Genomic DNA, 24,252 nt, shown 5'->3' on the forward strand with positions numbered 1-24,252 from the left:
GCTAAACATGGGCGCCGGACCCGGGCGCGCGGCCCGAAGTGCCACCGGCAGAAGGGGTTTACGCGCCGCGGCGCGGGCTAGTGGCCAGGTGCACTCCCATTGGCTCCGACCCGAGGAGGGGACCGGAAATGGCGACGAAGAGCATCTCCGACGTGATGACCACCCAGGTCCGCACCGTCTCACCCGACACGTCCCTGCAGGAGGTCGCGCGGATCATGCGCGACGCCGACCTGGGCGACGTCCTGGTGACCGAGAACGACCACCTGGTGGGCATCGTCACCGACCGGGACATGGTCGTGCGGTGCGTGGCCGAGAACGGGAACCCCGCCGACCACACCGCCGGCGAGATCTGCAGCTCCGAGGTGGCCACGGTGCCGCCGCAGAGCGACATCCGCGACGCCGTCAACACCATGCGCGAGGGCGCCGTACGCCGGCTCCCCGTCGTGGACGGCGACCGGGTCGTGGGCGTCGTGAGCATGGGCGACCTGGCCCAGGCCGTCGACGAGAAGTCGGCCCTGGCCGACGTCAGCTCCGCGGCCCCCAACCGGTGACGCGGCGCCCTTGCGCCGGGCGCCTCCCGCCCGATCACGGGGGACCGGGCGAGAGGCCCGCGACCGGCGAACGCCCCCTGGTCCTGGTGAGCCGCTCACTGGGACTGGGGGACTTCGTCACCGCCGTCCCCGCGCTGCGGGCGCTCGAACGGGCCCTGCCGCGATGGCACCGCGTCCTGGCCGGGCCCTCCTGGTACCGCCACCTCCTGCGCCTGGCCGGACTCCGCTGGGAGGTCCTGCCCACCCCCGCGCTGCACGTGCCCGAACCGCGCCCGCGCACGGCCCCCGAACTCGCGGTCAACCTCCACGGCCGCGGCCCGCAGAGCACGGCCGCCCTGGCCGCGCTGGCGCCCCGCGGCCTGTGGACCCACCGGCACCCCCAGGCCCCGCACCGGCCGGGCCCGCCCTGGCCCGACGGGGTCCACGACGCCGACGTGTGGGCCGCCCTGACCACCTGGCACGGCGTCCCCGCCGACCCCCGCGACCTGCGCTGGCCCCGGCCGGAGCCGCCCGAGGGGGCCGACCGGCCCACCGCCGTCGTCCACCCCGGGGCGGCCTCCCCGGCCCGCCGGTGGCCGCCCGAGCGCTTCGCCCGCGTCGCACGGGACCTCTCCGGCCTCGGCCTGCGCGTCCTGGTCACCGGCTCCCGGCAGGAGGCCGCACCGGCCGAACGCGTCGCGGAGGCCGCCGGACTGCCCCAGGGGTCGGTCCTGGCGGGCCGCACCTCCCTGGGCCTGCTGGCCGGGCTCGTCGCCCACGCCCGGCTCCTGGTGTGCGGCGACACGGGCGTGGCGCACCTGGCGACCGCGTACGGCACGCCCTCGGTCCGCCTGTTCGGACCGGTCCCCCCGGCGCTGTGGGGCCCCCGCCGGGACGGCCACCTGCACACCTGCCTGTGGTCGGGCCGCCGCGGCGACCCCCACGGCACGGAGCTCGACCCGGGCCTGGCCCTGATCGGGACCGGCGAGGTGACCGCCGCGTGCCACCGCCTCCTGGAGGCCACCGCCCCCGGGGCGACCGGCACATGGACGGCCACTCCGGAGTCAACACTCCAGAAAAGAAGTGACCGAAACGTTAGTAACCGTCTCAGTGGGCACATAGGCCACGAGGCCACCCATCGGAGCCGTTCACACGGCGCCGGGTGAGCGCGGTCGGATCCGACCGCCATGGCCTGGGCGGACGACCGGTACCACCGCCCGGCGCACAACGAGGACGCGAAACCGCACCGGCGAAGGCGCCGACCGCGGACCGCATCACGAGCACCACTCCCGCTCACGTGGAGGAAGCCATGCCCATCGAGACCGGCCCCGCAGTCGACGAGAAGGAAGTCGAGGGGCGCTCGGCGGAAGAACTCCTGGAGGGGCTCCAGGCCCTGCCCCAGGACGACCCGGAGGCGATCCGCATCCAGGAAGAGGTCCTGGAGCTGTACCGGCCCCTGCTGTACCGGATCGCCCGCCACTACAGCGGACGCGGCGAGCCCTACGAGGACCTGCGCCAGACCGCCCACCTGGGCCTGGTCAAGGCCGTCCACGGCTACAACCCCCACCGCGGCAAGAAGTTCATCTCCTACCTGCTGCCCACCGTCACCGGCGAGATCAAGCGCCACTTCCGAGACCACACCTGGGCGGTGCGCGTGCCCCGCCGCCACCAGGAGCGGCGCGGCCGCCTCCACCGGGTGAGCATCGAGTTCCAGCAGCGCCACGCCCGCGAGCCCGGCATCGACGAGCTCGCCCGCGAGATGGACCTGCCCCGGGCCGAGGTCGAGGAGCTGCTCCAGGCCTCCGAGGCCTACAGCACCCTGTCCCTGGACCTGCCCGACCACAAGGACGAGGAGGGGAGCCCCACCCTGGAGGAGAGGATCGGCGGCGAGGACGACTCCTACGAACTGGTCCTGGAACGCGAGTCCCTGCGCCCGGCCATGTGCTGCCTGGACGACCGCGAGCGCGTCCTGCTCCGGCTGCGCTTCTTCGAGGACCTCACCCAGGCGCAGATCGCCGAGGAGATCGGCTGCTCCCAGATGCACGTCTCCCGACTCCTGGCCGCCACCCTGGACAAGCTCAGGGAACGGGTGGACCGGGACGAGACGCCGAGCTGAGGGGCACGGTGACCCGCGACGTCCGAGGGACCGAGCGGCTCCCCGCCCGCGCCGCCCGCCGGGCCCGGCGGGCCCTGACCCGGGGCACACCGGAGCGGGAGACCGCCGTCCTGGTCCTGAAGGCCGCCCTGGCCGCCACCCTGTCCTGGCTGGTCTCCTTCGGCCTCATCAAGGCGACGACACCCGCGTTCGCGCCGTTCGCCGCCCTGCTGATGGTGGAGACCACCCTCTACCGCTCCCTGTTGCGCTCGCTGCGCATGCTCGGGGCGGTCCTGCTGGGCCTCGCCCTGACCACCGTCCTGGCGATCCTGGCGGGACCGGGGTACGCGGTCTTCGCCCTGGCGGCGCTGGCGGCCCTGCTGATCGGCCGCTGGCGCCGCCTCGGCGACCAGGGGAACCAGGTCGCCACGGCGGCGTTCTTCGCCTTCTCCGTCTTCGTCTCCCTGAACGGGGCGCAGGCGGTGGTGTCCCAGGCCGCGGAGATCTTCGCCGTCGTCCTGATCGGGGCCGGCATCGGGGTGGCCGTCAACCTCCTCCTGCTGCCGCCGCTGCGCCTGCGCGGCGCCGCCGCGGCCGTGGCCTCCCTGGCGGGCGGGCTGCGCGGCCTGTGCCAGGACATGGGCGACGCACTGCGCGAGGGCCGCCCCGACCGCGACACCGCGCGGCGGTGGGGCGAACGCACCGACGAGCTGCTGCGCAGTGCCCGGCAGGCGCGCGAGGCCACCGGGACCGCCCGGGAGAGCATCATCTACAACCCGCGCCGGCTGCTCCACTCCGGCACACTCCACGTCAGCGACCACGACCGGCTCGTCGACGCCCTGGAACGGGCCGCCCACCAGACCGCCTCCATCGCCCGGAGCCTCACGTACAGCCCCCAGGACGACGAGGAGACCGGGCCCGCCATGATGGCGCGGTGCGGGGACCTGCTCCTGACCACCGCCGAGGCCTGGCGCGTCCTGGAGGAGTGGGAGGACACCGAGGTCCCCGGCTGGGATCCGCCCGTCGAGGGGTTCCACACGGCCGTCGAGCGGACCGACCGCTCCGAACGGGAACTGGAGCGGCACTGCCGGAGCGGCGGCGGCCCGCCGCTGGACGACCCCTCGCTCCCCTACGGGGTGCTCCTGGTGGAGTCCGTGCGCCTGCTCGACGAACTCCGGTCGGTGGACGAGGTCCTGGCCGCCTCCGTCCCCTCCTCTCGCTGAGCGGTACCGCCCTTCGGCCCGGAACCGCCCGGGACCTCCCGGGCCCGCGGAGCCCCGCCGACGGCGGGACCGGACGTGAGAGCGTTGCCCCGGGGCTCCCGCCCCGGGAACCGCACCCCGTCTCCTCCGGAAGGGCGACCATGCCGACTCTGTTCACCCGCATCATCGACCGCGAGCTGCCGGGCCACTTCGTCTGGGAGGACCCGGTCGCCGTCGCGTTCCTCACCATCGCGCCGCTGCGCCCCGGGCACACGCTCGTCGTACCGCGCGCGGAGGTGGACGACTGGACCACCGCCGACCCGGAGCTGCTGGCCCACTGCACGGGCGTGGCCCGGGCCGTCGGCCGGGGTGTGAAGAAGGCGTGGGACGCCCCGCGGGCGGGACTGATCATCGCCGGCCTGGAGGTCCCCCACCTGCACATCCACGTGTCACCGATCTGGGAGCCGAGCGACCTCGACGTCTCGGACCTGCCCGTGGAGAAGGACGAGACCGTGCTGGGCGAGGCCGCCGACCGGCTGCGCCGGGCGCTGGCCGAGCTGGGCTACCCCGAGGCCGTCCCGCCCCGCTGAGGACCGGCGCGGCGCCCCGGGGGCCTCGGTCCCCGGCTCCGGCCCGCACCCGTTGGACAACGGGCGCGGGCCGGAGCAGAGTTGGACCGTCGTACCGGCCGGCCCGCCCGCGCGGGACACCCCGGCCGCACCGCCCACCTGAGGAAACCCGCACGATGACCTACGTCGCCGCCCCCGAACGCTACGACGGAACCATGCTCTACCGGCGCACCGGCCGGTCCGGCCTCGACCTGCCCGTGCTCTCGCTGGGGTACTGGCACAACTTCGGCGACGACCGCCCCTTCGAGACCCAGCGGGCCATCGCACGCCGCGCCTTCGACCTGGGCATCACCCACCACGACCTGGCCAACAACTACGGGCCGCCCTACGGGGCCGCCGAGATCAACTTCGGCCGCCTCATGCGCGAGGACTTCGCCCCCTACCGCGACGAGATGGTCGTCTCCACCAAGGCCGGGTGGGACATGTGGCCGGGGCCGTACGGGCAGGGGGGCGGCTCCCGCAAGTACGTGCTGGCCTCGCTGGACCGGTCGCTGCAGCGCATGGGCCTGGACTACGTCGACATCTTCTACTCCCACCGGCTGGACGCCTCCACCCCCCTGGAGGAGACCATGGGGGCGCTGGACACCGCCGTGCGCCAGGGCAAGGCGCTGTACGTGGGCGTCTCCTCCTACGACGCCGAGCGCACCCGGAGGGCGTACGAGATCCTGCACGGGCTGGGGACGCCGCTGCTCATCCACCAGCCCTCCTACTCGATGCTCAACCGGTGGATCGAGACCGAGGGGCTGCTCGACACCGTCGGCGAACTGGGCGTGGGCGTCATCGGGTTCACGGCGCTGGCCCAGGGGCTGCTCACCGACCGGTACCTGAACGGCGTGCCGGAGGGGTCCCGGGCCACCCAGGACAAGTCCTTCGACGCCGGGTGGCTGTCGGAGGAGACGCTGGGGCACCTGCGAGCGCTCGCCGGCATCGCAGCGGAGCGCGGGCAGACGCTGGCGCAGCTGGCGCTGGCCTGGGCGCTGCGCGACCCGCGTGTGACGTCGCTGGTCATCGGGGCGTCGTCGGTGGCGCAGCTGGAGCAGAACGTGGCGGCGCTGGGGAACCTGGAGTTCACCGACCGGGAGCTGGCGGCGATCGACGAGCACGCGATCGACGGCGGCGTGGACCTGTGGCACGACGCCCGGACCGGCGCGCTGTAGCGCTGGGGGCGGGGGCGGTGTAGCGGCCGGGGCGGTCGCGCCGACGGAGGCCGTCGTCGGCGCGACCGCGGCTCCCCGCGGGTCAGCGGGTCAGCGGATCAGCGAGCGCAGGAGCGCGGACCACTCGCCGGGGGTGAAGGAGAGGTGGCCGGCCTCGCGGTGCTGCGTGTCCCGGACGTCCGTGGCCCGAGGGGTCTCCCGGACCTCCACGCAGTTGCCCTCGCAGTTGCTGTAGGTGCTCTTGCGCCATTCGTCCATGGATATGCCCTTCGCGTTCTTTGACAGTTTCGACCTACTTGTACACCGTGCTTCCCATTGAGAAACAGAACACGCATGTGAGAGGCGAGGCCCCGTCCCGGGCGGAGGGGAGCGGACCCCTGGCAGCGCACAAGGAGACCCCCCGCGCGGACGCGGGGGGTCGGGTGAGGGATCGGAAAGGTCAGCGGCTCACGGAGCGCACCAACGCCGCCCACTCCATCCGGTCGAAGGTCAGGTAGCCGGCCTCACGGTTCTGCGTGTCCCGGACATCGGCACCCGCGGTGAACTCGCGCGCTTCAACGCAGTTGGCACCGCCGTCCGAGTAGGTGCTCTTGTGCCACTCAGCCATGGACTGCCTCCTGGATTTCGACAACCGTTCGGGGTCTACCCACACCCCGCATCCTCATTCGGGACTTAATGCCTCCCACGCGAACGCGGGAGCCGAGGGGAGGAGCGGAAAGGTCAGCGGCTCACGGACTGAAGGAGAGCCGCCCACTCCATCCGGTCGAAGGTCAGGTACCCGGCCTCGCGGTTCTGCGTGTCCCGGACATCCGCGCCCGCGGCGAACTCGCGCGCCTCCACACAGTCGTTGGTTCCACCGCTGTAACTCGACTTGTGCCACTCAGCTTGCACTGTCCAACCTCTTCACTTCATCGCGGACCATCCGGAGCGAGGCCTCCGGTTCCCATGCCAGCCCTTGCAGGCTTCCCACCAGCATCCTGCGTTGAGCGACCGCTGTCGAACTGGTCAGAATGCGCCCTTCTTCGGCACTCTCCACGTAGGCGAGCTCGGTGGAGTCCTTCATGGTGATCACCCGGAAAGAACCCGCGTTGCCAGGGTGCTTGGGATGATCGGAAGGCATGATCTGTAGGGTAATCCTCCCCCGCTCCGAGAGTTCGATCAGGTACTCCAGTTGCTCACGGGTGACGTCCACACCCCCGTACCTTCGACCCAGCAAACTCTGGTCCAGCACCAACCACAGCAGCGGGCGCAGGGCCTCGGAGAAATGCTTCGCCCGAGTCACCCGCTCACCGACACTCGTGGCCAGCTCATCCGGGGACAGCCAGGGAGCCGATGCCAGAACGATGGCGCGCGCGTACGCCTCGGTCTGCAAATAGCCGGGGAACGCCAACGCCTGGTACTCCCAGACGGCTTGGGCATCCTGAATCGCTGAAGCGATCTCCGACAGCCAGGGCGCACGGTTGCTGCCGGTCAGGTCCTCCCACAGGCGCGAGAGTCTCCCGAAGCCGATCGACTCGTCCAGCGCTTTCCGCAGCCTCGGCGACGGCGAAGCCTTTCCGCGCTCCACGTCCGATATCTGGCTTTTGCTGCTCTGGACACGATTGGCCAGCGCGGTTTGCGTCAGCTCCGCCTCGGTGCGCAGGCGTGCCACCTCACGGCCGTAACGCGACAGAACCTGTTTCGGTACAGGGGGCATACGTCCAGGAGAGCACATCCGCCGCTCCCTCCGGAGCGATTCCGTGAAATTCCGAAGGCACCGGAACCTCGCCGCTGAGCAGACAAGTCCCTTTACCTGGCACTTTCCATCGGCGGACACTTCAAGTCGTACCCGAGCCCACTATGTGCCAGGAGCCGCCGCATGCCGCCCGCACCGTCTTCGGAACTCCACGAGGAAGCCGTCCTCGCCCTCCACTCCGCGCTGCGACGGCGCGGGATCGCCGCGGAGAACGGCGACCTCCCCGGCTCCGTCCGCGCCGAGTACGCGGGGCGCCGCGTGACCGTCCGCCACGTCGACCGGCAATGGTGGCGCCCGATGCCCGGCGAACCCCACGTCACCGTCCCGGTCGCCCGCTCCGGCGACGAGGACGCCCTGGCCCGCGACCTGGTCGCCGAACTCCTGGGGCGGCTGTGAACCCCCTGGGCTTCGACGACTTCGCCCGTCTCACCGCGCCCCGCGCCCGTCCGGTCCCGGTTCCCCGACCGGCCGAACGGCCTCCGCTCCCACGACGGACACGCACACACCGACCGACCACAGAAGGGAACGATGCCATGTCCCGGACCGAACCCGGCGACCCCCGCCGCAAGCGGCCCCCGACCCCGGCCCAGCAGGAACGCGCCGACGAACTGTTCGACGAGGTCTCTTCCGCCCTGCGCGACATCCGCGAACCCGGCGCCGACCCGGTCGCCGCCCTGCGCCACGCGGACCACACCTTCGGCATCCTCCACGCCCACCTGTGCAGGGGCGGCGTCCTGCCCACCCCCTGGCACAAGGCCCGGCACCCCTGAAACGACCCCGCGCCCGAAGGGCCCCTACGCCCCGGCCGCGGCGGCGACCCGCACGCGGCCGGGGCCCGCCCTACCACCCCACCTGCGTCCGACCCGCCTCCGGCGGCAAGGACCGGAGCCGACACCGCCCTACCCCTCACACTCTCCGGACGGGAAAGGGCACCACGGCCACCGGCGGCACGGCCGTCCCCCGCCTCACCCCTCGCCCTCCAGGATCCACCGCAGCGTGCGACGGCCGATCCGGCTCATCGGCGGATTGCTCTCGCGGTAGTACCAGACCAGCCCCAACGCCTGCTCGAACGCCCAGGCCCGCCCGCGCTCCCACTCCGCGTCGCCGACCCCCAACGCCTCCCGGAACACGGCCCGGGGCCCCTCCTCCAGCACATCCCAGGCGCACAGCAGGTCCAGCGCCGGATCGGCCGCCCCCAACCCGCCCACGTCCACCACGCCCACCAGGCGCCCCTCGCGCACCAGCAGGTTGCCCGGCATGAGGTCGCCGTGCGACATCACGTCCGGATCGCTCCCCCGCGGCAGGTCGCGCAGCCGCCCCTCCCACAGCCGGCGCAGCCGGGGCACGTCCAGCAACCCCTCCGAACGCTCCAGGCAGGTACGCACCCATTCGTCATGGTCGGCGATGCAGCCGCCGCGCCCCTGCCCGCGGAACACCCGCCCCCGGGCGTCGATAGCACGCACCCCGCGCACGAACTCGGCCAGGTCCAGGGCGAAGTCGGTGCCGCTCCCGGCGTCGTTCCGGTCCGCGGGCGTCCCCGGCAACCGCGTCTGCACGCTCCACGGCATCGGGTACCCCTCCCCCGGCGCACCGATCGCCACCGGCTCGGGGGTGGCGAAACGGGTGCGGCCCGCGAGCTCGCGCGCCGCCGCGGCCTCGCCCTCCAAGGCGAGCAGCGCGGCCTGCGGGTCGGCCGGCTGGAGGGGGAACCGGGCGACGAGGTCGTCGCCCAGCAGGAACACCGCGTTCACCGTGCCCCCGGGCAGGACCGGGACCAGCGGCAGCCCCGCCCAGTGCGGGAACTGGTCTTCGATGAGCCGTGCGGCGGTCTGCGGGGTGAGGACGATTTGGTCGCTGTGCATGAGCATCGGCCCAGTCTGGCGGCCCCGCGCTCGCGGAGCACACGATTTTTCCGGCCGCCCGGCCGCTCACCCGGTCAGCGCGGCACCCGGTACGTCACGTGCGTCACCCCGCTCGCCGCCCGCGACCCCACCTGCTCCAGCCTCAGCGGCGGAACCCCCTCGAACAGCCGCGTCCCGCCGCCGAACACCACCGGCACGATGTGCAGCCGCAGCTCGTCGATCAGCCCCGCGGCCAGGAACTGGTTGACCGTGGCGGCGCCGCCCGCCACCGCGACATCCGCGTCCCCGGCCGCCTCGCGCGCCCGCGCCAGCGCGGCCCCGATCCCGTCGGTGACGAAATGGAACGTGGTGCCGCCCGCCATCGGCTGCGGATCGCGCGGATGGTGGGTCAGCACGAACACCGGCGCGTGGAACGGCGGGTCCTCGCCCCACCATCCGTTCCACTCCCGGTCCCACCCGCCGCGCACGGGACCGAACATGTTGCGCCCCATGATGTAGGCCCCCGCCCCCGCCATGAGGTCGAGTTCGGCCCGGTTCTCCTCGGGGGTGTCGAACATCCAGGCGTGCAGCGCGGCACCCGAGCCGTCACCGCCGTCGTCGCCGAACGGGCGCTCCTCGGTCTGACCGTGCCCGGCCGCACAGCCGTCGGCCGAGATCGAGAGGTCGCAGGTCACCTTGGTCATTTCCGCTCTCCCCTTCCGGGTTCCGGGACGCCGGGCCCGGGCCGGACGGGCCGCCCGGGGCCCGCCACCGGACACGATCCTGCCCCAGACCGCCGACACACCACAGCGGCCACACCGGCGGGGAGGGCGCACGCCCCCGGGCGCGCCCCGACCTGCGGGGGCCGCCACGGGGCGCCCGGGGACCGCGCAGGACGCGCGGCGGGCGGCGGCCGCCCTAGCCGGGGAGTCCGGCGACGACCTCGTCCAGCTCCTCCAGCCGGTCCGGGCACACGTGCTCGACGTTCACCCTGCGCAACGCGAGTTCGGCGTCGTCCTCGGCGGTCATCGTGGTCGCCAGGGCGAACACGCCCTCCTCCTCTTCGCAGGTGCTCTCGGCCTCGCTCTGGATCTCCGCCCACGTGGTGTCGGTGAGCTGGTCCCTGCCCAGGGCCGCGGCCGCCGCGGCCCGGTGGGCGTCCTCACCGGAGGGGGATCCGCAGCCGGTGAGCAGGAGGACGGCCGCGACCGAGGCCAGGACCGGAACAGGGGTCGGCAGAAGTGTTCGCGTCATCATGGGGGATGCCTCTCAGAGGGCGCCGGAGCGGGCAGCGCGAAAATGTGATGCCCAACAGTGTGCAGCACGCCACCCGGAACAGGGTGTTCGGGGTTACGTGGCGTGGGCCTCAATTCCCGTACACCCGGACTTCACCCAGCCGAGCAACAGCCCCCCGTCATCGCCGGTGGGGAAGTGGACCCCGCCCCGGCGCCGCCATGCCCGCCCGGTCCCACCCGCACCCCCATCACCCCGCCCCAACGGGAACATCCACCGGCCACCACCCCGCCGGAAGCGGCCCCGTCCCGACGGCGCCACGCCCATCCAGCCCCACCAGCAACACCATCACCCCACCCTGACGGCGTCGTGTCCGCCCGGCCCCACCCGCGGCACTCCTCCCCCGGCCGCCCGGCCCGGAGCGAAGGAGGCCTTGAGGCGCCATGCCCCCCGGCCCGCCGCCGGTCACAGCCGACCGACCACCCCGCCGGAAGCGACCCCACCCCACGGCACCACGACCGCCACGGGCCGCCCCGACCGCACGAGCCCCGAACGGCCCCGGCGCTCCCCGAGCACCACTCCCCCCGGGCACCGCTCCCGCTTCCCCTCCCACCCCCCGCCTGCGCCCGCGTCACTCCGCCTCGCCCCGGCGCGCGGACGCCAGCACCCGGTCCACGAGGTCCTCGACGAACCCCCGCGTCGCCGGCCGCGCCTGGAACGCGCCCCGGGCGAGCACCCCGCCCACGAGCAGCGCCAGCGACGGCTCGACGTCCTCCGGCGGCAGGTGCGACCGCAGGACCGCCTCCAGCGACCGGGTCCCCGCCTCGTAGAGCCGCCGGCGCAGCTCGTCCACCTCCGGATCGCTCCCCGCCCGTTCCAGCAGCCCCCCGAACACCCGGTCCAGATGGCCCCCCGCCAGGTCCTCCGCGAAATCGACCAGCCCCCGCACCAGGTCCTCGCGCAGGTCTCCGGTGGGCTCCGGGTGGTCCGCCTCGTCGCAGATCTTCCCGATCGACGCCCGCATCAGGTCCAGGCGCGTCGGCCAGTGCGCGTAGACGGTCGCCTTGGAGTAGCCGGCCCGCTTGGCGACCTCCGCGTGGGTGACCACGCTCCACCCCTCGGTCACGAACAGTTCCGTGGCGGCCTCGACGACGTCGCGCCGGGTCCGCAGGACCCTGGGGTCCACGCCGTCCGGCTCCTTGGTTCCCATGGTGAGCGATACTAGCCGGTTTTCCACACACCCTGGCGACTTCTGAACGAGTTGTCTACTATCTAATTGATGGGCTACTTTCTGAACCGGATGGACGACACCGCTTCGCCCGCCACGCCCCACCCGTTCCCGCCCCCGAACCCCGGAGAGACCCCGTGAAGACCGAACCCCGACGGCACCCGGCCCCCGCCTCCTCCCGCGTGCTCCACATCGGCCTCTGGGCCGCCCAGCTCCTCCTCGCCCCGGTCTTCGTCGGTGGCGGCGTCTGGAAGCTCACCACCCCGATCACCGAACTCGCCCAGGTCTTCCCCTGGGTCGGGCAGACCCCGTCCGCGCTGCTCTACACCACCTCCGTACTCGACGTCCTGGGCGGCCTCGGCGTCCTGCTCCCCGCCCTCACCCGCATCCGGCCGGGGCTGACCGTCCTGGCCGCCCTCGGCTGCGCCGCGCTCCAGGCGTCCGCCATCGTCTTCCACCTCTCCCGGGGGGAGACGGACGTGGCGTTCAACGCCGTGCTCCTCGTTCTCGCGGCCTTCGTCGCCTGGGGCCGCCACACGAGAGAGCCCATCGCCCCACGTTCCTGACACCGGCGTACGGCAGAATCCGAGCGACCGACCCGACCGCCCCACCCGTCCCGGGAGCCCGCGATGACGCACATGACCGACCTGCTGACCCCACACCTGCCCGCCGGGATCACCCTGCCCGAGCCGCTGGAGCGGGCCTGGGCGTGGATGGAGGCCCAGGGCTTCGGGTTCACCAACGAGCACGGGTACTTCCTCACCCCGTACCCGGGCGACCGGCAGCTCGGCGTGGTGTTCTCGCCCGGCGAGAGCCTGACCGGATGGTTCGAGCCCGGCAAGCCCGGTCACGGCGACCTCGTCCCGCTGGGCGAGATCTCCGGCGACGGCGGCATGTGCCTGCTGTGGAACGACTCCGGGACGACGCGGTTCGTCGCCCTGAGCTCGGACGGGGAGGCGTTCCTGCTGGCCGACTCCGCGGTCGACTTCCTGCGGCTCATCGCGATCGGCTACGACGACCTCCCCTTCTCCGAACTCCTGACCGGGCCACCGGAGGAGGACGAGGCCGTGGAGGCCCTCGCGCCCTTCCGGGCCTGGGTCGAGGCGGAGTTCGGCACCGAGGTGCCCGCCCACTGGCACACGGCCGACCCCGACCCCTTCAACACCTGGGTCTCGGCCCTCAAGGGGTGGTGACCGGTATCGACACTCGGCAGTGGGATGGTCTCCGTCCGGTGAGGACAGAGTGCACAGACCGCCACCTTTACGCCATAGATCTCCTCTGGCCCGCGCGGCGGCACGGACCTGTCCCCCGTCCCGGCTAATCTCCCTCCCATGTCGGAGCGCGACCTGATCCTCGACACCCTCCGCCGGGCCCCGGGGGTCCTCTTCCTCGAGCCCGGCCGCCACCTCGTCACCCAGGACGAGGTGCACGGCCGGGCCAGGGATGAGCGTGCCCGCCGCGGCCTCCCCGCCGCCCACCCCTACCTCGGCTGGCACACCCAGGCCGAGGGGTTCGACCCCTCCGGCGCCCTGGCCGGCCCCCAGCGCGTCTACTTCGGCGGCGACCGCGCCGCCGTGGCCCGCGCCCTCTCCCTCCTGGAACCGCACGGCTTCGCGGTCCTGGGCGGGCGCTCCGACACCGAGGTGTTCGTCCTGCGCCGCGACGCCGCGCCCCGCCGCGCCGACCCCGCGCTCGCCGACGAGTGGCGCACCCGCCTGGAGGTCCTGGGCGACGACCGTTCCGGCCCGGTCCCCTTCCGGGACGGCGAGGAGGAACTCCTCCACGCGCTCGTCGCCCACCCCGCCATGCGCGACCTCCTCGCCCCCGCCGCCCGGGCCCTGCGCCTGCGCGGTGCCCTCTCCCGCGCCGACCTCGACACCGCCCTCTCCCCCGACGGCCTCGACGCCCTCCGCCCCCACGGCGACGAGGCCGCCGCCCTGACTGCCCACGCCCTGGAGACCGACCACCCCCGGGCCCGCCCGGCGGCCACCGTCCTGGCCGAACTCGGCCGCGCCGACGCCCGCGTGCTCAACCGGTGGAAGGACCCCGGGGCGATCCGGGCCGCCCGCGCCGCGGCCCTGGAAGGGCGCCAGGTCTCCACCTTCCTCGACCTGGCCGCCGCCGACGGCGCGGACCCCGTGTCCGCGGCCGTCGACCTCGCCGAGGAGATCAGGGCCGCGGGCGGCGAGGACGCCGCGCCCCGCGTCCTGGAGGCCGCCGTCCGCCTCGTCTCCCGCTTCGGCGGCTCCACCCGCGCCCACGCCCTGGCCGCGCTCCGCGACGAGCGGGTACCGCCCTGGCTCCGGGTCGTCATCGCCGACCGCTGGACCCGCACTCCCGTCCCGGCCGGCGTCCCGGCCGACGCCCCGTCCGCGCGCACGGCGCCCGAGGTCCGGGCGGCTGACGCCGCCTGGCCCGACGCCGTCGACGAGGTGCGCGCCTCGGCCGGCCTGCCCCCGAGCCCCGGGTTCGACCCCGAGCACCGGCCCGGGCGGGACGCCGCGGTCGAACTGCGCGAGGCCGTCGTCGCCCGGCACCTGGACGGCCTGCGGGCCGCGCTCGCCCGCCCGGACCTCTCCGAGCCCGCGCTCGCCGTCCTGCTCGAACTCCTCCACGGCGCGAACGCCCTGCGTCCGCAGGATCTCGCCCCGTTCGCCCGCACCTGGCGCAAGCGCCTGTTCGTGAAGCCGGACCCGTACACGAGCGCCCCGCCCGCCGTCGTGACCTACGCGGCGGCCCTGGCCCGCCTGGGCGAGGCCACCGCGGACAGGGTCGCCGGCACCGTGCTGCGCGACAAGCGCCAGTGGTCCCTACCCGTCCGCCTGCTCCTGCTCGGCGCGCTCGACCGCGGCCGGGACGCCGACCTCGCCGCGGAGGCCGAGATCCTCCCCCACACGCACAGCGGCGACAAGGGCACCCAGGCCGCGGCGCACGCCCTGTCCCTGGTGCGCGCCCGCCTGCGCGGGATCCCGCCGGTGGCGGCCGCCTGCGCGTCACTCCTGGAGGCGCCCGAACGGCCGCCGTTCGTGCGCCGCGGGTTCGCGTACGTCGCCGTCGCCGTGGAAGAGGGCGGCTCGGGCCTGTGGGCCCACCACTTCCGCGGGGGTTCCGTCCGGGCGCTGGAGGCCGCGCTGCGCGTCGCTGGGAACGAGGACCTCCCCGCCCCGGCGCGCCGCGCCGCCCTGGACCTGGCCGACGAGTCGTCGGCCCTGGACCGCGCCGGCCGGACCCGGCCCGAGAACGCGGCGCGGCTGCGCGCGGAGCGCGAGGAGCTGCGTTCCCGGCTCCGGGCGTGACCGCGGCCCGGCGGGGGCGGACGGTGCCCGTCCGCCCCCACCGCGTTCACCTCCCCGGAGGGCGCCGCGCCCGCACCGCCGTCACCGCCCGAGCGCCGACGCGTAGAACTTCGCGGGGTCCTCCGCCAGCGCCGCCTTCACCGAGCGGCTCGCGTCGTCGACCAGCACCTCGAGCGCCCCCGAGCCCACACCGTCCAGGCTGGCCCGGGCCACGTCCGCGGGATCGATCTTGGGCACGTCGTAACCGGCCATCATGTCGGTGTCGGCCGACCCGAGGTGCACCCCCTGCACCAGGGTCCCCTGGCCGACCAGTTCGAGGCGGACCGCGTTGGTCATGTTCCAGGCGGCGGCCTTGGCCGCGGAGTAGGCCCCCGCGCCGTCGTAGGCGAACCACGACAGCGCCGACAGCACGTTCACCACCGCTCCCCCGCCGTTCGCCGCGAGCACGGGCGCGAAGGCCCGGATCACGCCGAGCGTGCCGAAGAAATGGGTGTCGAACTCCAGCCGGACCGCGTCCGGGTCGCCCGTCACCAGGTTCGCCCCGGTGGCGATCCCGGCGTTGTTGACGAGCAGGGTGACGTCGGCGGCCCGCGCGGCCGCCTCCGCCACCGAATCCGCGTCCAGCAGGTCCAGTCGCAGCGTCTCGACCCTGGGGTCGCGGACCTCGACGGTCTCGGGGCGGCGGGCCGCCGCGTAGACCTTCGCGGCCCCGCGGGCCAGGAGTTCGTCGACGAAGCGCCGGCCGATACCCCGGTTCGCTCCGGTGACCAGTGCGACGGAGCCGGTGACATCCATGGGTTCCCCCGAAATCTCGTGTGCGGGCGGACGGGAACGCCGCCCTGTCCGGATACCGTAGGACTTGACGTTGACGTCAAGGGCAAGCCCGCGGACTGTGATCCACGACAAAAAGGGCGGGGAGCGGATGAACGGTTCCATGCGCATCGGTGTGCTGGCGGAGCACGCCGGGGTGAGCACCCGGGCGCTGCGCTACTACGAGGAGCAGGGGCTTCTCACCCCGGAGCGCACGCCGAGCGGGCAGCGGGTCTACCCGCCGTCGGCGGTCGAGCGGGTTCAAATCATCCGGCAGTTCTTCGCGGCGGGGCTCAACAGCCGCACCGTCGCCGCCATCCTGCCCAGCGTCGACGCGGGGCGCGCGGCGCCCGGGGTGCTGGAGTCCCTGCGCGCCGAACGGGCCCGCATCACCGCGGGCATCGCCGAACTCCAGGAGGCCGGGCGCCGACTCGACCGGGTCATCGAGCTCACCGAGCGCCCCGACCCCGAGCACTGCCCCGCACTGCGCGAGCAGGCGGCCGCCTCCTGACGGGCGGCGCCCGCCTCACCCGGCCAGGGCGTCGAACTCCTCCCGGTTCGCGAGCACCTCGGCCATGTGCTCCTCCGCCCACGCCTTGACGCCGCGCATCAGCTCGTGCAGCGAGAGTCCCAGGGCGGTCAGCTCGTAGGTGACCGTCACCGGCACCGTCGGGGTCACCGTGCGGGTGACCAGGCCGTCGCGCTCCAACGAGCGCAGGGTCTGGGTGAGCATCTTCTGGCTGACCCCGGCCAGGCGCCGGGACAGCTCCGAGTAGCGCATCGCCCGCGGCTCCTCCCAGGATTCACCGGCGGGGCACGGCCCGCCCCTGCCCAGCGCGGCCAGGACCAGCGTGACCCACTTGTCGGAGATGCGGTCGAGCAGCTGGCGGCTGGGGCAGGCCGCCAGGAACGCGTCGTAGTCGGCCTTCGCCTGTGCCCGCCGCTGGGCCGCGGTCATCGTCGCCATCGGCCGGTCCTTCCTACCCGGGGGTGGGTTACGCACTTCGAGGTGCGTACTTCCCATTGGAGAGTTACCCCACCAGAGTGATGCCTGTCAGCTTCCGAGCGCAAGGCCCCCAGGGGCCTGAAAGGACGCCACCATGGGAACCCCCACCTTCCGCACCGCCGTCGTCCGCGTCCCGAACGGGCCGGACTCCATCGAGTTCATCGACCGTCCGCTGCGCGAGCCCGGCCCCGGCGAGATCCGCGTCCGGGTCGCCGCCGCCCCGGTCAACCCGGTCGACCTCGCGGTCGCCGCCGGCTTCTTCCACGGGCTCGGTGCCATCGACCAGCCCGAGCACACGGGGCTGGGCTGGGACTTCTCCGGCACGGTCGAGGCCGTCGGCGAGGGAGTGGACCTGGCGGTCGGCACCCGCGTCGCGGGGCTGGTCGGCGGCCTCGACCGGGACTTCGGGACCTACGCCGAGCAGCTGGTGGTCCCGGCCGCCGACGTGGCCGAGGTGCCCGAGGGGCAGGACCTGGCCGCGGTGTCCACGGTGCCCCTCAACGGGCTGACCGCCGCCCAGCTGGTCGACCTGCTCGGCGACGCGCCCCAGCAGGGGAACCGGCTGCTGGTGACCGGCGCCGCGGGCGCCGTCGGCGGGTACGTGGTGACGCTCGCGCAGGAGCGCGGCTGGCGGGTGACGGGGCTCGCCCGGCCGGCGGACGAGGAGTTCGTCCGCGGCCTGGGGGCGGACTTCACCGACCGCGAAATCGAGGGCTGGGACGCCGTCGCCGACACCGCGGCGCTCCAGGAGCGCGGGCGCGACCTGGTGCGCGACGGAGGGGTCTTCGTGGGCGTGCAGCCGGTCTCGCCGATCGCCCCCGACCGCGGGATCGACCTGCGCGCCGTGAATGTAGTGCCGGACGGCGCCCGCCTGGCGGACCTGCTCGCGCGCACCGCCGCGGGCGAGCTGCCCACCCGCGTGCACGCGGTCGTCCCGCTGGCCGACGCCGCCGACGCCCACCGGTCCTTCGCCAAGGGCGGCATCCGCGGCCGCTACGTCCTCCAGCCCTGACCCGCTTCCCGCGCACGCGACAAACCGTCCCACCGCCGACACCCCACAGCCCCCACCCCACAGCCCCGCCCCCGCGTGCGCGGGGAACAGGCTTCGTCGTTCAGCTCCCAGGTGCCTTCGATGTGGGGACCATCCCCGCGTGCGCGGGGAGCAGCGACTGCCAGCGCAGAAGGCCCTGGCGGAGGAGGGACCATCCCCGCGTGCGCGGGGAGCAGACGACGACGCCGGGCATGGGTGTGAGTTGTCCGGGACCATCCCCGCGTGCGCGGGGAGCAGACCGCGCGGTGCAGTGCTGCGGCCGCGGGGTCGGGACCATCCCCGCGTGCGCGGGGAGCAGTTGACGACGAGGATGCCGATGTCCGCGCGGGCGGGACCATCCCCGCGTGCGCGGGGAGCAGAGGGCATCACCGTGATGCAGTTCGCGATTCGCGGGACCATCCCCGCGTGCGCGGGGAGCAGCCCGGGATGTACGCGCTCATGGAGTGACGGCAGGGACCATCCCCGCGTGCGCGGGGAGCAGGGCCGAGTCCTGAAGCGGGGCCTGCCGTTGTCGGGACCATCCCCGCGTGCGCGGGGAGCAGCGGGGGTCCAGGAAGAAGAACGCGAGCACGTTGGGACCATCCCCGCGTGCGCGGGGAGCAGCGGGCAGCAGGGCCGCGCTGGCACCGGTCAAGGGGACCATCCCCGCGTGCGCGGGGAGCAGTACCCGCGCAAGAGCCTGGCCGTGGCCAACCAGGGACCATCCCCGCGTGCGCGGGGAGCAGAGTAAATGACCTGCGACGATTCCACCGAAGATAAGGCGATTTTACAAGTTCTCAAGAATCAGACACAGAACCCACAGGGCCACTTTCTACGCATCAAATGCGAAATTACCCCTCAACTCGGCGGCTGCTGAACATCTCCTCCACCATGAGCTCTACCGTGCGCTCGCGCTCCGGCCCGACCACCACCTGTCTGGCCGTGGCAGCGAGGCGCTGCGCCTCCTCGGTGGTCGGCAGCAGTCCGACGAGAAGCCCAGGCAGCGTCAAACGGCGCAGCAGTAGCTCGTTCGCCGAGGTCACGTGCGGCCGCCGCACCACCGACACGTTCACCCGGACCGCGTGCTCGTTCCCCGGCGGAACCCCCGGGCGGTCGCGCTCGATCGCCACGTAGCGGAAACCGTGCGCGAGATCGCAGGGGGCGCAGCCGAGCGGCCCCCGGCCGGTCCGCTCACCACAGTCAGCACAGGTCAGCCGGTCGAGGGCGGCGTCCACCACGCGCCAGTCGTGGCGGTCGGGTTCGTCGGCCACCATGGCGGCGAGCTCCACCTCGTCGCCCCCGCCGAATTCCTCCACGAAACCGGCCCAGCCCTCCTCGACAACACCGTCCACCAGGGCCCTGCACGTGCCGCACGCGGGCGCGCCCGCGTACTCGTATCCGCCGCATTCGGCGCACCGCCGCAGGGCGGCTCCCACCTCAGGCCGTCCCATCGCCCCTCCCCGGTCCGCCACCGACGATAGTGGGACCCGCCCCCGGCAGAGTTATCCCCAGGTCCGGCGAACCGGTACCGGGGCCGGGCCCTCTGGCACAGAATGGAAAGTGCCCGGGAGACCCCACCCGAGGGGCCTTCCATGTGCCGACGAGAGCAGAGGCGGGTGCGAGCCCATGTGCGTCATCGAGATCGCCGTCGGAGAAGCCGCGACCACCGAATCCCCGTGCGGGCACGCCCTACGACCCCCGGCGGAGCCCGTCCGGTGCTCCCACACCGCCCGACCATGACGCACGCCCTCGCCCACGAAGGCCGCGTCTTCCTCAACTTCCGCCACTACAGGTTCTCGGCCCCCCACTCCCACGCCTTCCGGTGGGTGGACGTCAAACACCTGCGGTTCTCCGGCGCCCCCGGCGACCGGGAGCTGCTCGCCGCGCTCATCGGGCACGAGCAGTTCCGGGACACGTACGCGGGCTACGGCGCCCACCCGGAGGAGACCCGGCACGGTTCGTACTGGCTGGCGGCGATCACCCCGGAGGCGTACGAACCCGTCGAAACCGCAGAGAGCGCGGCGGTCCTGCGCACCTGGGCCGGGCAGTACGGGGCGGTGCCCGCCGACCTGGAGGCCGACCTGCGGCGCGAGGTGTTCGACGTCCTGGACGCGGCCGCGCGGGTGTTCCACCTGAACGGGGTCGGAGAGGAGGATTTCCACGACTGGGGAGGTGTCCACGGCGAGTTTCACGAGTTCGTGTCCATCGACCGCGCGCGGGGCCGGATCACCCTGCTCGTCGCCGCCGACGACTGACCGTCCGGACCGGGCGCCGACCGCCCGACCCGACGGCCGACTGCCCGGCGCGCGGTGCCCGCCCGGACCGTTCCCGCGCGACGGGGCGCTACCCGGCGGGGGTGTGCAGGCGCAGGTAGCGGTCGAGGTCCGACGCGGCGGTGAGCATCGCGACCCCGCGCGCCGTCAGCTTGCGCTGCCAGTCCTCCAGGGCGGCCGCCAGCGCCTCGGTGTCGCCCGCCGCGCGGACGCGGCGCACCACCGCGGCGATGTGCTCCAGCGGGTATCCGCCGCGACGGAGCAGGTGGGCGAGTTCGGCGTCGCGGATGTCGTCCGCGCGGAACACCCGGTACCCGGTGACCGGTTCCCGGGCGGGCGCCAGGATTCCCGCCGCCTCCCAGTTGCGCAGGGTCGCCGGGGTCACCTCCAGCCGCCGGGCGAGCCCGCCGATGGTGCGGGGAGCACGGTCGCCGGTCCGCGCCGGAACGGCGTCGCCCTGCGCCACGAGGTGGTCGACCGCCGCGCGCACGGCGTCGAGGGTGGCGCGGTCGCGCAGCGACTGCCGGTGCCCCTCGTCGATGGCCGTCAGGGCCTCGTCGAGCCGCCCGGTGTTCACCGCGCGCATGATCCGCCCGGCGGCGGCGTGCCCGTGGGCGGCGATGAGGGACATGTAGGCGCGCAGGGCCGCCGCGTGCACCTCGGTGTACACCCGGTATCCGCTGGGCGTGCGCTCCGCCGCGGGCAGGCACCCGTCCCGTTCGTAGTTGCGCACCGCCTGGGTCGAGATGCCGTGCTCGCGCGCGAGGTCCGTCGGTCTCAAGATTCGATCACCGCTTTGAGACTTTACAGCACCGCCTCGGAAGGTTGACGGAGAAAGTCTCAACAGCTCTTTCAGAGATACGCTTGAGACACATGAGCCTGGACATCCACGACCTCGCCGCCCCGTCCTGTGAGCTTCTCGCCCTGGGCGAGCCCACGCACACCGAGCCCGCCTTCCCGCTGGTCCGCAACGAGCTGTTCGCCCGGCTGGCCGAACACGGTTTCCGCTCGATCGCCCTGGAGACCGACCGCGCCGCCGCCCTCGCCGTCGACGACTTCGTCCACGGCCGGACCTCCCCGAGCCTGGACGCCGTGATGCGGGAGGGCTTCTCCCACGGCTTCGGCGAGCAGGCCGCCACCCGGCAACTGGTGGTCTGGATGCGGGAGTACAACCGCGGCCGCCCGCCCCGGGAGCGGCTGTCCCTGCATGGTTTCGACGCCCCGACGGAGATGGTCTCCGCCCCGAGCCCGCGCCGCCACCTGGAGCACGCCCGCGACTTCCTGGGCCTGGACCTCGACGTCGCGGCGCTCGCCGGCGACGACGACCTCTGGAGCCGCACCGAGGCGATCATGGACCCGGCCGCGTCGGTGGGCGCCACCGACGCGGCGCTGCGGCTGCGGGCGCTCGCGGACGACCTGCTGACCGAGCTCTACGCCCGTGCGCCGGAGCTGGTCGCGGCCACCTCGCGCACCGCGTGGGCGGCGGCCCGCACCCACATCACCACCGCCCTGGACCTGCTGCGCTACCACCGGGCGGCGGCCGAGCCCCTGGACCCGGCCGTGCGGACCTCCCGCATGCTGGGCGTACGGGACGCGGTCATGGCGCGCAACCTCCTCGACATCCGGGAGGCCGAACACCACCGCGGGCCGACGCTCGTGTACGCGCACAACCGCCACCTCCAGGGGAACCCGAGCCGCTGGACGCTGGCGGGCATGGACCTGGTCTGGTCGGGGGCGGGCTCCATCATCAGGGCGGTGGTGGGTGAGCGGTACTCCTTCGTCGCCGGAAGCCTGGGCCGCAGCGACGCCCTGAGGCTCGCCGCCCCCGAACCGGGCACCCACGAAAGCCTCCTGGACGGCCGGGTCGACGTCTGGGGGCTGACGGAGACGGTCACGGACCCCGCGGCCCGGGTCCGCCGCGACCCGACCCCGGAGCAGGGGTACTTCCCGCTCGACGCGGAGACGCTCGCCACGGCCGACGCCGTGCTGCACATCCGCGACGGGGCCGCCGCGGCCGCCTCCCTCTGAGCCGCCCGTCGGGGCCGGGCCGCGGCCCGGCCCCGACAACGGGCCGTCCCTCAGAACCGGTCGAGGTTCTCCCGCACCCACTGCGCGAACGTGCGGGCGGGGCGTCCGGTCACCCGTTCCACCGTGCCGTCGACGGTCCTGGAGGCGGGGTCGGAGGCGGCGTACCAGCCGATCACGTACTCGGCGTCCTCCCGCGGCACCCCGGTGGCGGTCAGCCGTTCGACGGCCTGCTCGTGGGTGATCCGGTCGAACGCGATGTCGCGGCCGGTCGCCCGGGACAGGACCGCGACGCGCTCGCTGGAGGTGAGCGCCTCGGGCCCGGTGAGGTTGTAGGCCCTGCCCGTGTGACCGTCCTCCAGCAGCGCGATCGCGGCCACCTCCCCGATGTCGCCCTCGTGGACCAGGGCGCTGGGAAAGTCGTAGGGCTCGCGCACGACACCTTCCTTGCGGATCGCGTCGGCCCAGGTCAGCGTGTTGGACATGAACTCCTGGGGTTCCAGGCGGGTCCAGTCCACCCCGGAGTCCGCCACGGCCCGCTCCACCGGTCCCACGCCGCCGCCCCATACCACGGTGATGCGGCGCACCCCGGCGTCGACGGCCCGCCGCACGAGTTCGGGGCCGACCTCGGCGAGCCCGGCGGTCACCGTGATGTGCAGGCGGTCGACACCGGCCAGCGCGGTTCCCAGTTCGGCGGGGGCGGTGTGCGTTCCGGCGGCGATCTCGGTCCCGGCGGGGAGTCTGTCGCGGGCGGCGGCCGGGTCGCGGGTCAGTGCCCGCACCCGCTCGCCGCGGCGCAGCAGCTCCGCCACGACGTGCCGTCCGGTGTTGCCGGTGGCCCCCGTCACGAGCGTCGTCATCGTGGATCCCCTTCGCTTCCCGGCCCGGTCCCTCCCGGGCGGCTGGGGACGACGCTAAGAACTCAACCCGGCTTGAGGTCAAGGAACGGCCTCGGCCTCCGGGGAGCGGGGAATAATCCGCCCGCCTGCGCTCCGCTCCCGAGGGCTGCCGCCGCACGGCTCAGTCCCGGTGCACGGGGTCCGGGTGCGCGGGGCCCGAGCGTGCCGTGTCCGGAACGGGCACAGTGATCCCGGCCAGCTCTTCGAGCCGGAGCCACAGGTCCCCGACCAGTTCCGGCGGGGCCACCTCCCGCGGTTGGATCCGCACCGGCACGCCGCGCCTGCCGTTCGCGGGCGCGTAGAGTTCGCCTCCCCGGACGCCCGGGTCGGTGAGGGCCCGGACCGCGGGCCAGGCGGCGGCGTCCTTGCCCTGCGCCCACGGCGTGTAGGGGTTGCGCCGCACCGGGACCGTGTGGTCGCGGATGCCTGCGCGGCGCGGGGTCCTGGCGTCCACGCCGATGCCCGGACGCACCACCAGGGATCGCACGGGCGCGTCCGCGGCGCGCAGCCGCCGGTCGAGCTCGAACCCGAACACCTCCGTGAGCGCCTTGGCCCGGCTGTAGGCGACCACGCCGATCCGGGAGGTGCCGTGCACGTCGGTGACGGGCCGACGGAGCAGGTCGACGAACCCCGTCGAGGTGTGCACGATCCGGGCGGGGGCGCCGCCGCGTTCGCCGGTGCGGACCAGGACGGGAAGCAGCCCGGCCGTCAGGGCCACGTTGGCGACGACGTGCGTGCCGAGCTGCATCGGGAGGCCGTCACCGGTGACCTCTGACGCCTTCATGGCCATCGAGCCGCCGTTGAGGAGCAGGCCGTCGATGCGGTCGAGTTCCCTCAGTGCGGCGGCGGCCTCCGCCACCGAGGCCTTCGAGGCGAGGTCGACGACCACCCGGTCCAGGGCGGCATCGGGCACCTGGGAGCGGATGGCCGCCTCGGCCGTCCGCAGGCGCTCGGGGGAGCGTCCGGCGAGCACCACGCGGGCGCCCGCGCCGGCGAGCTGCTCGGCGGCGAAGTACCCGACGCCCGCGGTCGCGCCGGTCACCACCACGGTGCGGCCGCGCTGGTCGGGGATGCACGCCGGATCCCAGACCTCCTGTGCCCCCTGTGTCCCCCGTGCCTTCCGTGCGTCCTGTGATCTGCGCGCCATGGCCTGCTCCTCGCACCCAAAAACGGATAACTTATCCGCCGACCCTAGCACCCAAAACGGATGAGCTATCCGCTTTCCTCGCCGAGGGGGACGTGATCCGGATCCCTCATCCGTTT

Annotated in this window: 29 protein-coding genes and 1 CRISPR repeat array; of the genes, 15 read left to right on the forward strand and 14 right to left on the reverse strand. The window is 73.8% G+C overall.

Going from position 1 to position 24,252, the window contains the following annotated elements; genetic code table 11:
* The first annotated feature begins 128 nt into the window (after positions 1–128).
* The 6 genes from K1J57_RS27245 to mgrA all read left to right on the forward strand — a co-directional run bounded on the left by K1J57_RS27245 (position 129) and on the right by mgrA (position 5,613).
* The gene (locus tag K1J57_RS27245; RefSeq protein ID WP_220561570.1) at positions 129–551 is read left to right on the forward strand and encodes a CBS domain-containing protein; all 423 of its coding nucleotides are present in this window, start codon (positions 129–131) and stop codon (positions 549–551) included.
* Between the two features lie 83 nt (positions 552–634).
* Positions 635–1,696 (forward strand): glycosyltransferase family 9 protein, encoded by a 1,062-nt coding sequence (locus K1J57_RS27250; protein WP_220565821.1) that lies wholly within the window; start codon positions 635–637, stop codon positions 1,694–1,696.
* A 143-nt stretch (positions 1,697–1,839) separates the two neighbouring features.
* On the forward strand, positions 1,840–2,646 hold the full coding sequence (locus K1J57_RS27255; RefSeq protein WP_220561571.1) for a SigB/SigF/SigG family RNA polymerase sigma factor: 807 nt from the start codon (positions 1,840–1,842) through the stop codon (positions 2,644–2,646).
* 8 nt (positions 2,647–2,654) lie between these two features.
* A complete protein-coding gene (locus tag K1J57_RS27260; RefSeq protein ID WP_220561572.1) occupies positions 2,655–3,848 on the forward strand; it encodes an aromatic acid exporter family protein in 1,194 nt (397 codons plus the stop codon).
* A gap of 140 nt (positions 3,849–3,988) precedes the next feature.
* Entirely contained in the window at positions 3,989–4,417 is a 429-nt protein-coding gene (locus K1J57_RS27265) for an HIT family protein (RefSeq protein ID WP_220561573.1), read from the forward strand.
* A 155-nt stretch (positions 4,418–4,572) separates the two neighbouring features.
* On the forward strand, positions 4,573–5,613 hold the full coding sequence (gene mgrA, locus K1J57_RS27270; RefSeq protein WP_220561574.1) for an L-glyceraldehyde 3-phosphate reductase: 1,041 nt from the start codon (positions 4,573–4,575) through the stop codon (positions 5,611–5,613).
* A 90-nt stretch (positions 5,614–5,703) separates the two neighbouring features.
* On the opposite strand, the gene K1J57_RS27275 is transcribed toward mgrA, so the two are convergent.
* The 4 genes from K1J57_RS27275 to K1J57_RS27290 all read right to left on the reverse strand — a co-directional run bounded on the left by K1J57_RS27275 (position 5,704) and on the right by K1J57_RS27290 (position 7,264).
* The gene (locus tag K1J57_RS27275) at positions 5,704–5,871 is read right to left on the reverse strand and encodes a DUF397 domain-containing protein (RefSeq protein ID WP_220561575.1); all 168 of its coding nucleotides are present in this window, start codon (positions 5,869–5,871) and stop codon (positions 5,704–5,706) included.
* A gap of 181 nt (positions 5,872–6,052) precedes the next feature.
* Positions 6,053–6,220 carry a DUF397 domain-containing protein gene (locus K1J57_RS27280; RefSeq protein WP_220561576.1) on the reverse strand — a complete coding sequence of 56 codons (168 nt, stop codon included), beginning with the start codon at positions 6,218–6,220 and terminating at the stop codon, positions 6,053–6,055.
* Positions 6,221–6,333: 113 nt separating this feature from the next.
* Positions 6,334–6,504 (reverse strand): DUF397 domain-containing protein, encoded by a 171-nt coding sequence (locus K1J57_RS27285; protein WP_220561577.1) that lies wholly within the window; start codon positions 6,502–6,504, stop codon positions 6,334–6,336.
* Positions 6,494–7,264 (reverse strand): helix-turn-helix transcriptional regulator, encoded by a 771-nt coding sequence (locus tag K1J57_RS27290; RefSeq protein WP_255646635.1) that lies wholly within the window; start codon positions 7,262–7,264, stop codon positions 6,494–6,496. Before K1J57_RS27290 ends, K1J57_RS27285 begins: the two co-directional genes overlap by 11 nt.
* A gap of 207 nt (positions 7,265–7,471) precedes the next feature.
* Here K1J57_RS27290 and K1J57_RS27295 point away from each other — a divergent pair, with 207 nt between their 5' ends.
* Both K1J57_RS27295 and K1J57_RS27300 read left to right on the forward strand, forming a co-directional pair.
* Positions 7,472–7,744 (forward strand): hypothetical protein, encoded by a 273-nt coding sequence (locus K1J57_RS27295; protein WP_220561579.1) that lies wholly within the window; start codon positions 7,472–7,474, stop codon positions 7,742–7,744.
* 137 nt (positions 7,745–7,881) lie between these two features.
* Complete coding sequence (locus K1J57_RS27300) at positions 7,882–8,118, forward strand: hypothetical protein (RefSeq protein ID WP_220561580.1); 237 nt, start codon at positions 7,882–7,884, stop codon at positions 8,116–8,118.
* A 195-nt stretch (positions 8,119–8,313) separates the two neighbouring features.
* Here K1J57_RS27300 and K1J57_RS27305 read toward each other — a convergent pair whose 3' ends face one another.
* From K1J57_RS27305 to K1J57_RS27320, 4 genes are all read right to left on the reverse strand, one after another.
* Entirely contained in the window at positions 8,314–9,216 is a 903-nt protein-coding gene (locus K1J57_RS27305) for a phosphotransferase (RefSeq protein WP_220561581.1), read from the reverse strand.
* 68 nt (positions 9,217–9,284) lie between these two features.
* On the reverse strand, positions 9,285–9,893 hold the full coding sequence (locus tag K1J57_RS27310) for a dihydrofolate reductase family protein (protein ID WP_220561582.1): 609 nt from the start codon (positions 9,891–9,893) through the stop codon (positions 9,285–9,287).
* Between the two features lie 214 nt (positions 9,894–10,107).
* A complete protein-coding gene (locus K1J57_RS27315; RefSeq protein WP_220561583.1) occupies positions 10,108–10,443 on the reverse strand; it encodes a hypothetical protein in 336 nt (111 codons plus the stop codon).
* 610 nt (positions 10,444–11,053) lie between these two features.
* Complete coding sequence (locus tag K1J57_RS27320; RefSeq protein ID WP_220561584.1) at positions 11,054–11,632, reverse strand: TetR/AcrR family transcriptional regulator; 579 nt, start codon at positions 11,630–11,632, stop codon at positions 11,054–11,056.
* A gap of 155 nt (positions 11,633–11,787) precedes the next feature.
* On the opposite strand from K1J57_RS27320, the gene K1J57_RS27325 reads away from it, so the two are divergent.
* The 3 genes from K1J57_RS27325 to K1J57_RS27335 all read left to right on the forward strand — a co-directional run bounded on the left by K1J57_RS27325 (position 11,788) and on the right by K1J57_RS27335 (position 14,946).
* Positions 11,788–12,216, forward strand: coding sequence for a DoxX family protein (locus tag K1J57_RS27325; RefSeq protein ID WP_220561585.1), 429 nt, complete (start codon positions 11,788–11,790; stop codon positions 12,214–12,216).
* A 63-nt stretch (positions 12,217–12,279) separates the two neighbouring features.
* Positions 12,280–12,843, forward strand: coding sequence for a hypothetical protein (locus K1J57_RS27330; protein WP_255646636.1), 564 nt, complete (start codon positions 12,280–12,282; stop codon positions 12,841–12,843).
* A 138-nt stretch (positions 12,844–12,981) separates the two neighbouring features.
* Positions 12,982–14,946 carry a hypothetical protein gene (locus K1J57_RS27335; protein WP_220561586.1) on the forward strand — a complete coding sequence of 655 codons (1,965 nt, stop codon included), beginning with the start codon at positions 12,982–12,984 and terminating at the stop codon, positions 14,944–14,946.
* Positions 14,947–15,027: 81 nt separating this feature from the next.
* On the opposite strand, the gene K1J57_RS27340 is transcribed toward K1J57_RS27335, so the two are convergent.
* A complete protein-coding gene (locus K1J57_RS27340; RefSeq protein WP_220561587.1) occupies positions 15,028–15,741 on the reverse strand; it encodes an SDR family oxidoreductase in 714 nt (237 codons plus the stop codon).
* Between the two features lie 127 nt (positions 15,742–15,868).
* Between K1J57_RS27340 and K1J57_RS27345 the strand changes: the two genes are divergently transcribed.
* Positions 15,869–16,267: a MerR family transcriptional regulator gene (locus K1J57_RS27345; protein WP_255646637.1), complete on the forward strand. Its 399-nt coding sequence runs from the start codon at positions 15,869–15,871 to the stop codon at positions 16,265–16,267.
* Positions 16,268–16,282: 15 nt separating this feature from the next.
* Here the strand turns inward: K1J57_RS27345 and K1J57_RS27350 are convergent, their stop codons facing one another.
* Positions 16,283–16,723: a helix-turn-helix domain-containing protein gene (locus tag K1J57_RS27350; protein ID WP_220561588.1), complete on the reverse strand. Its 441-nt coding sequence runs from the start codon at positions 16,721–16,723 to the stop codon at positions 16,283–16,285.
* Positions 16,724–16,856: 133 nt separating this feature from the next.
* On the opposite strand from K1J57_RS27350, the gene K1J57_RS27355 reads away from it, so the two are divergent.
* Positions 16,857–17,774, forward strand: coding sequence for an NADP-dependent oxidoreductase (locus K1J57_RS27355; RefSeq protein ID WP_220561589.1), 918 nt, complete (start codon positions 16,857–16,859; stop codon positions 17,772–17,774).
* A gap of 61 nt (positions 17,775–17,835) precedes the next feature.
* Positions 17,836–18,538: direct repeats of the CRISPR family, unit length 29 nt; unit sequence GGGACCATCCCCGCGTGCGCGGGGAGCAG.
* A gap of 105 nt (positions 18,539–18,643) precedes the next feature.
* Here the strand turns inward: K1J57_RS27355 and K1J57_RS27360 are convergent.
* Positions 18,644–19,243: a hypothetical protein gene (locus K1J57_RS27360; protein WP_220561590.1), complete on the reverse strand. Its 600-nt coding sequence runs from the start codon at positions 19,241–19,243 to the stop codon at positions 18,644–18,646.
* A gap of 285 nt (positions 19,244–19,528) precedes the next feature.
* Between K1J57_RS27360 and K1J57_RS27365 the strand changes: the two genes are divergently transcribed.
* Positions 19,529–20,047 carry a hypothetical protein gene (locus K1J57_RS27365; RefSeq protein ID WP_220561591.1) on the forward strand — a complete coding sequence of 173 codons (519 nt, stop codon included), beginning with the start codon at positions 19,529–19,531 and terminating at the stop codon, positions 20,045–20,047.
* An 88-nt stretch (positions 20,048–20,135) separates the two neighbouring features.
* Here K1J57_RS27365 and K1J57_RS27370 read toward each other — a convergent pair whose 3' ends face one another.
* Positions 20,136–20,846, reverse strand: coding sequence for a MerR family transcriptional regulator (locus K1J57_RS27370; RefSeq protein WP_220561592.1), 711 nt, complete (start codon positions 20,844–20,846; stop codon positions 20,136–20,138).
* Positions 20,847–20,938: 92 nt separating this feature from the next.
* Here K1J57_RS27370 and K1J57_RS27375 point away from each other — a divergent pair, with 92 nt between their 5' ends.
* Positions 20,939–22,093, forward strand: a complete 1,155-nt coding sequence (locus K1J57_RS27375) for an erythromycin esterase family protein (protein ID WP_220561593.1) — start codon at positions 20,939–20,941, stop codon at positions 22,091–22,093.
* A gap of 50 nt (positions 22,094–22,143) precedes the next feature.
* On the opposite strand, the gene K1J57_RS27380 is transcribed toward K1J57_RS27375, so the two are convergent.
* Both K1J57_RS27380 and K1J57_RS27385 read right to left on the reverse strand, forming a co-directional pair.
* On the reverse strand, positions 22,144–22,950 hold the full coding sequence (locus K1J57_RS27380; RefSeq protein ID WP_220561594.1) for an NmrA family NAD(P)-binding protein: 807 nt from the start codon (positions 22,948–22,950) through the stop codon (positions 22,144–22,146).
* A gap of 160 nt (positions 22,951–23,110) precedes the next feature.
* Complete coding sequence (locus K1J57_RS27385; protein WP_220561595.1) at positions 23,111–24,136, reverse strand: SDR family NAD(P)-dependent oxidoreductase; 1,026 nt, start codon at positions 24,134–24,136, stop codon at positions 23,111–23,113.
* Positions 24,137–24,252 lie beyond the last annotated feature (116 nt).

This window comes from Nocardiopsis sp. MT53, assembly GCF_019598965.1.
In the GTDB taxonomy this organism is placed as follows: Bacteria; Actinomycetota; Actinomycetes; order Streptosporangiales; family Streptosporangiaceae; genus Nocardiopsis; species Nocardiopsis changdeensis.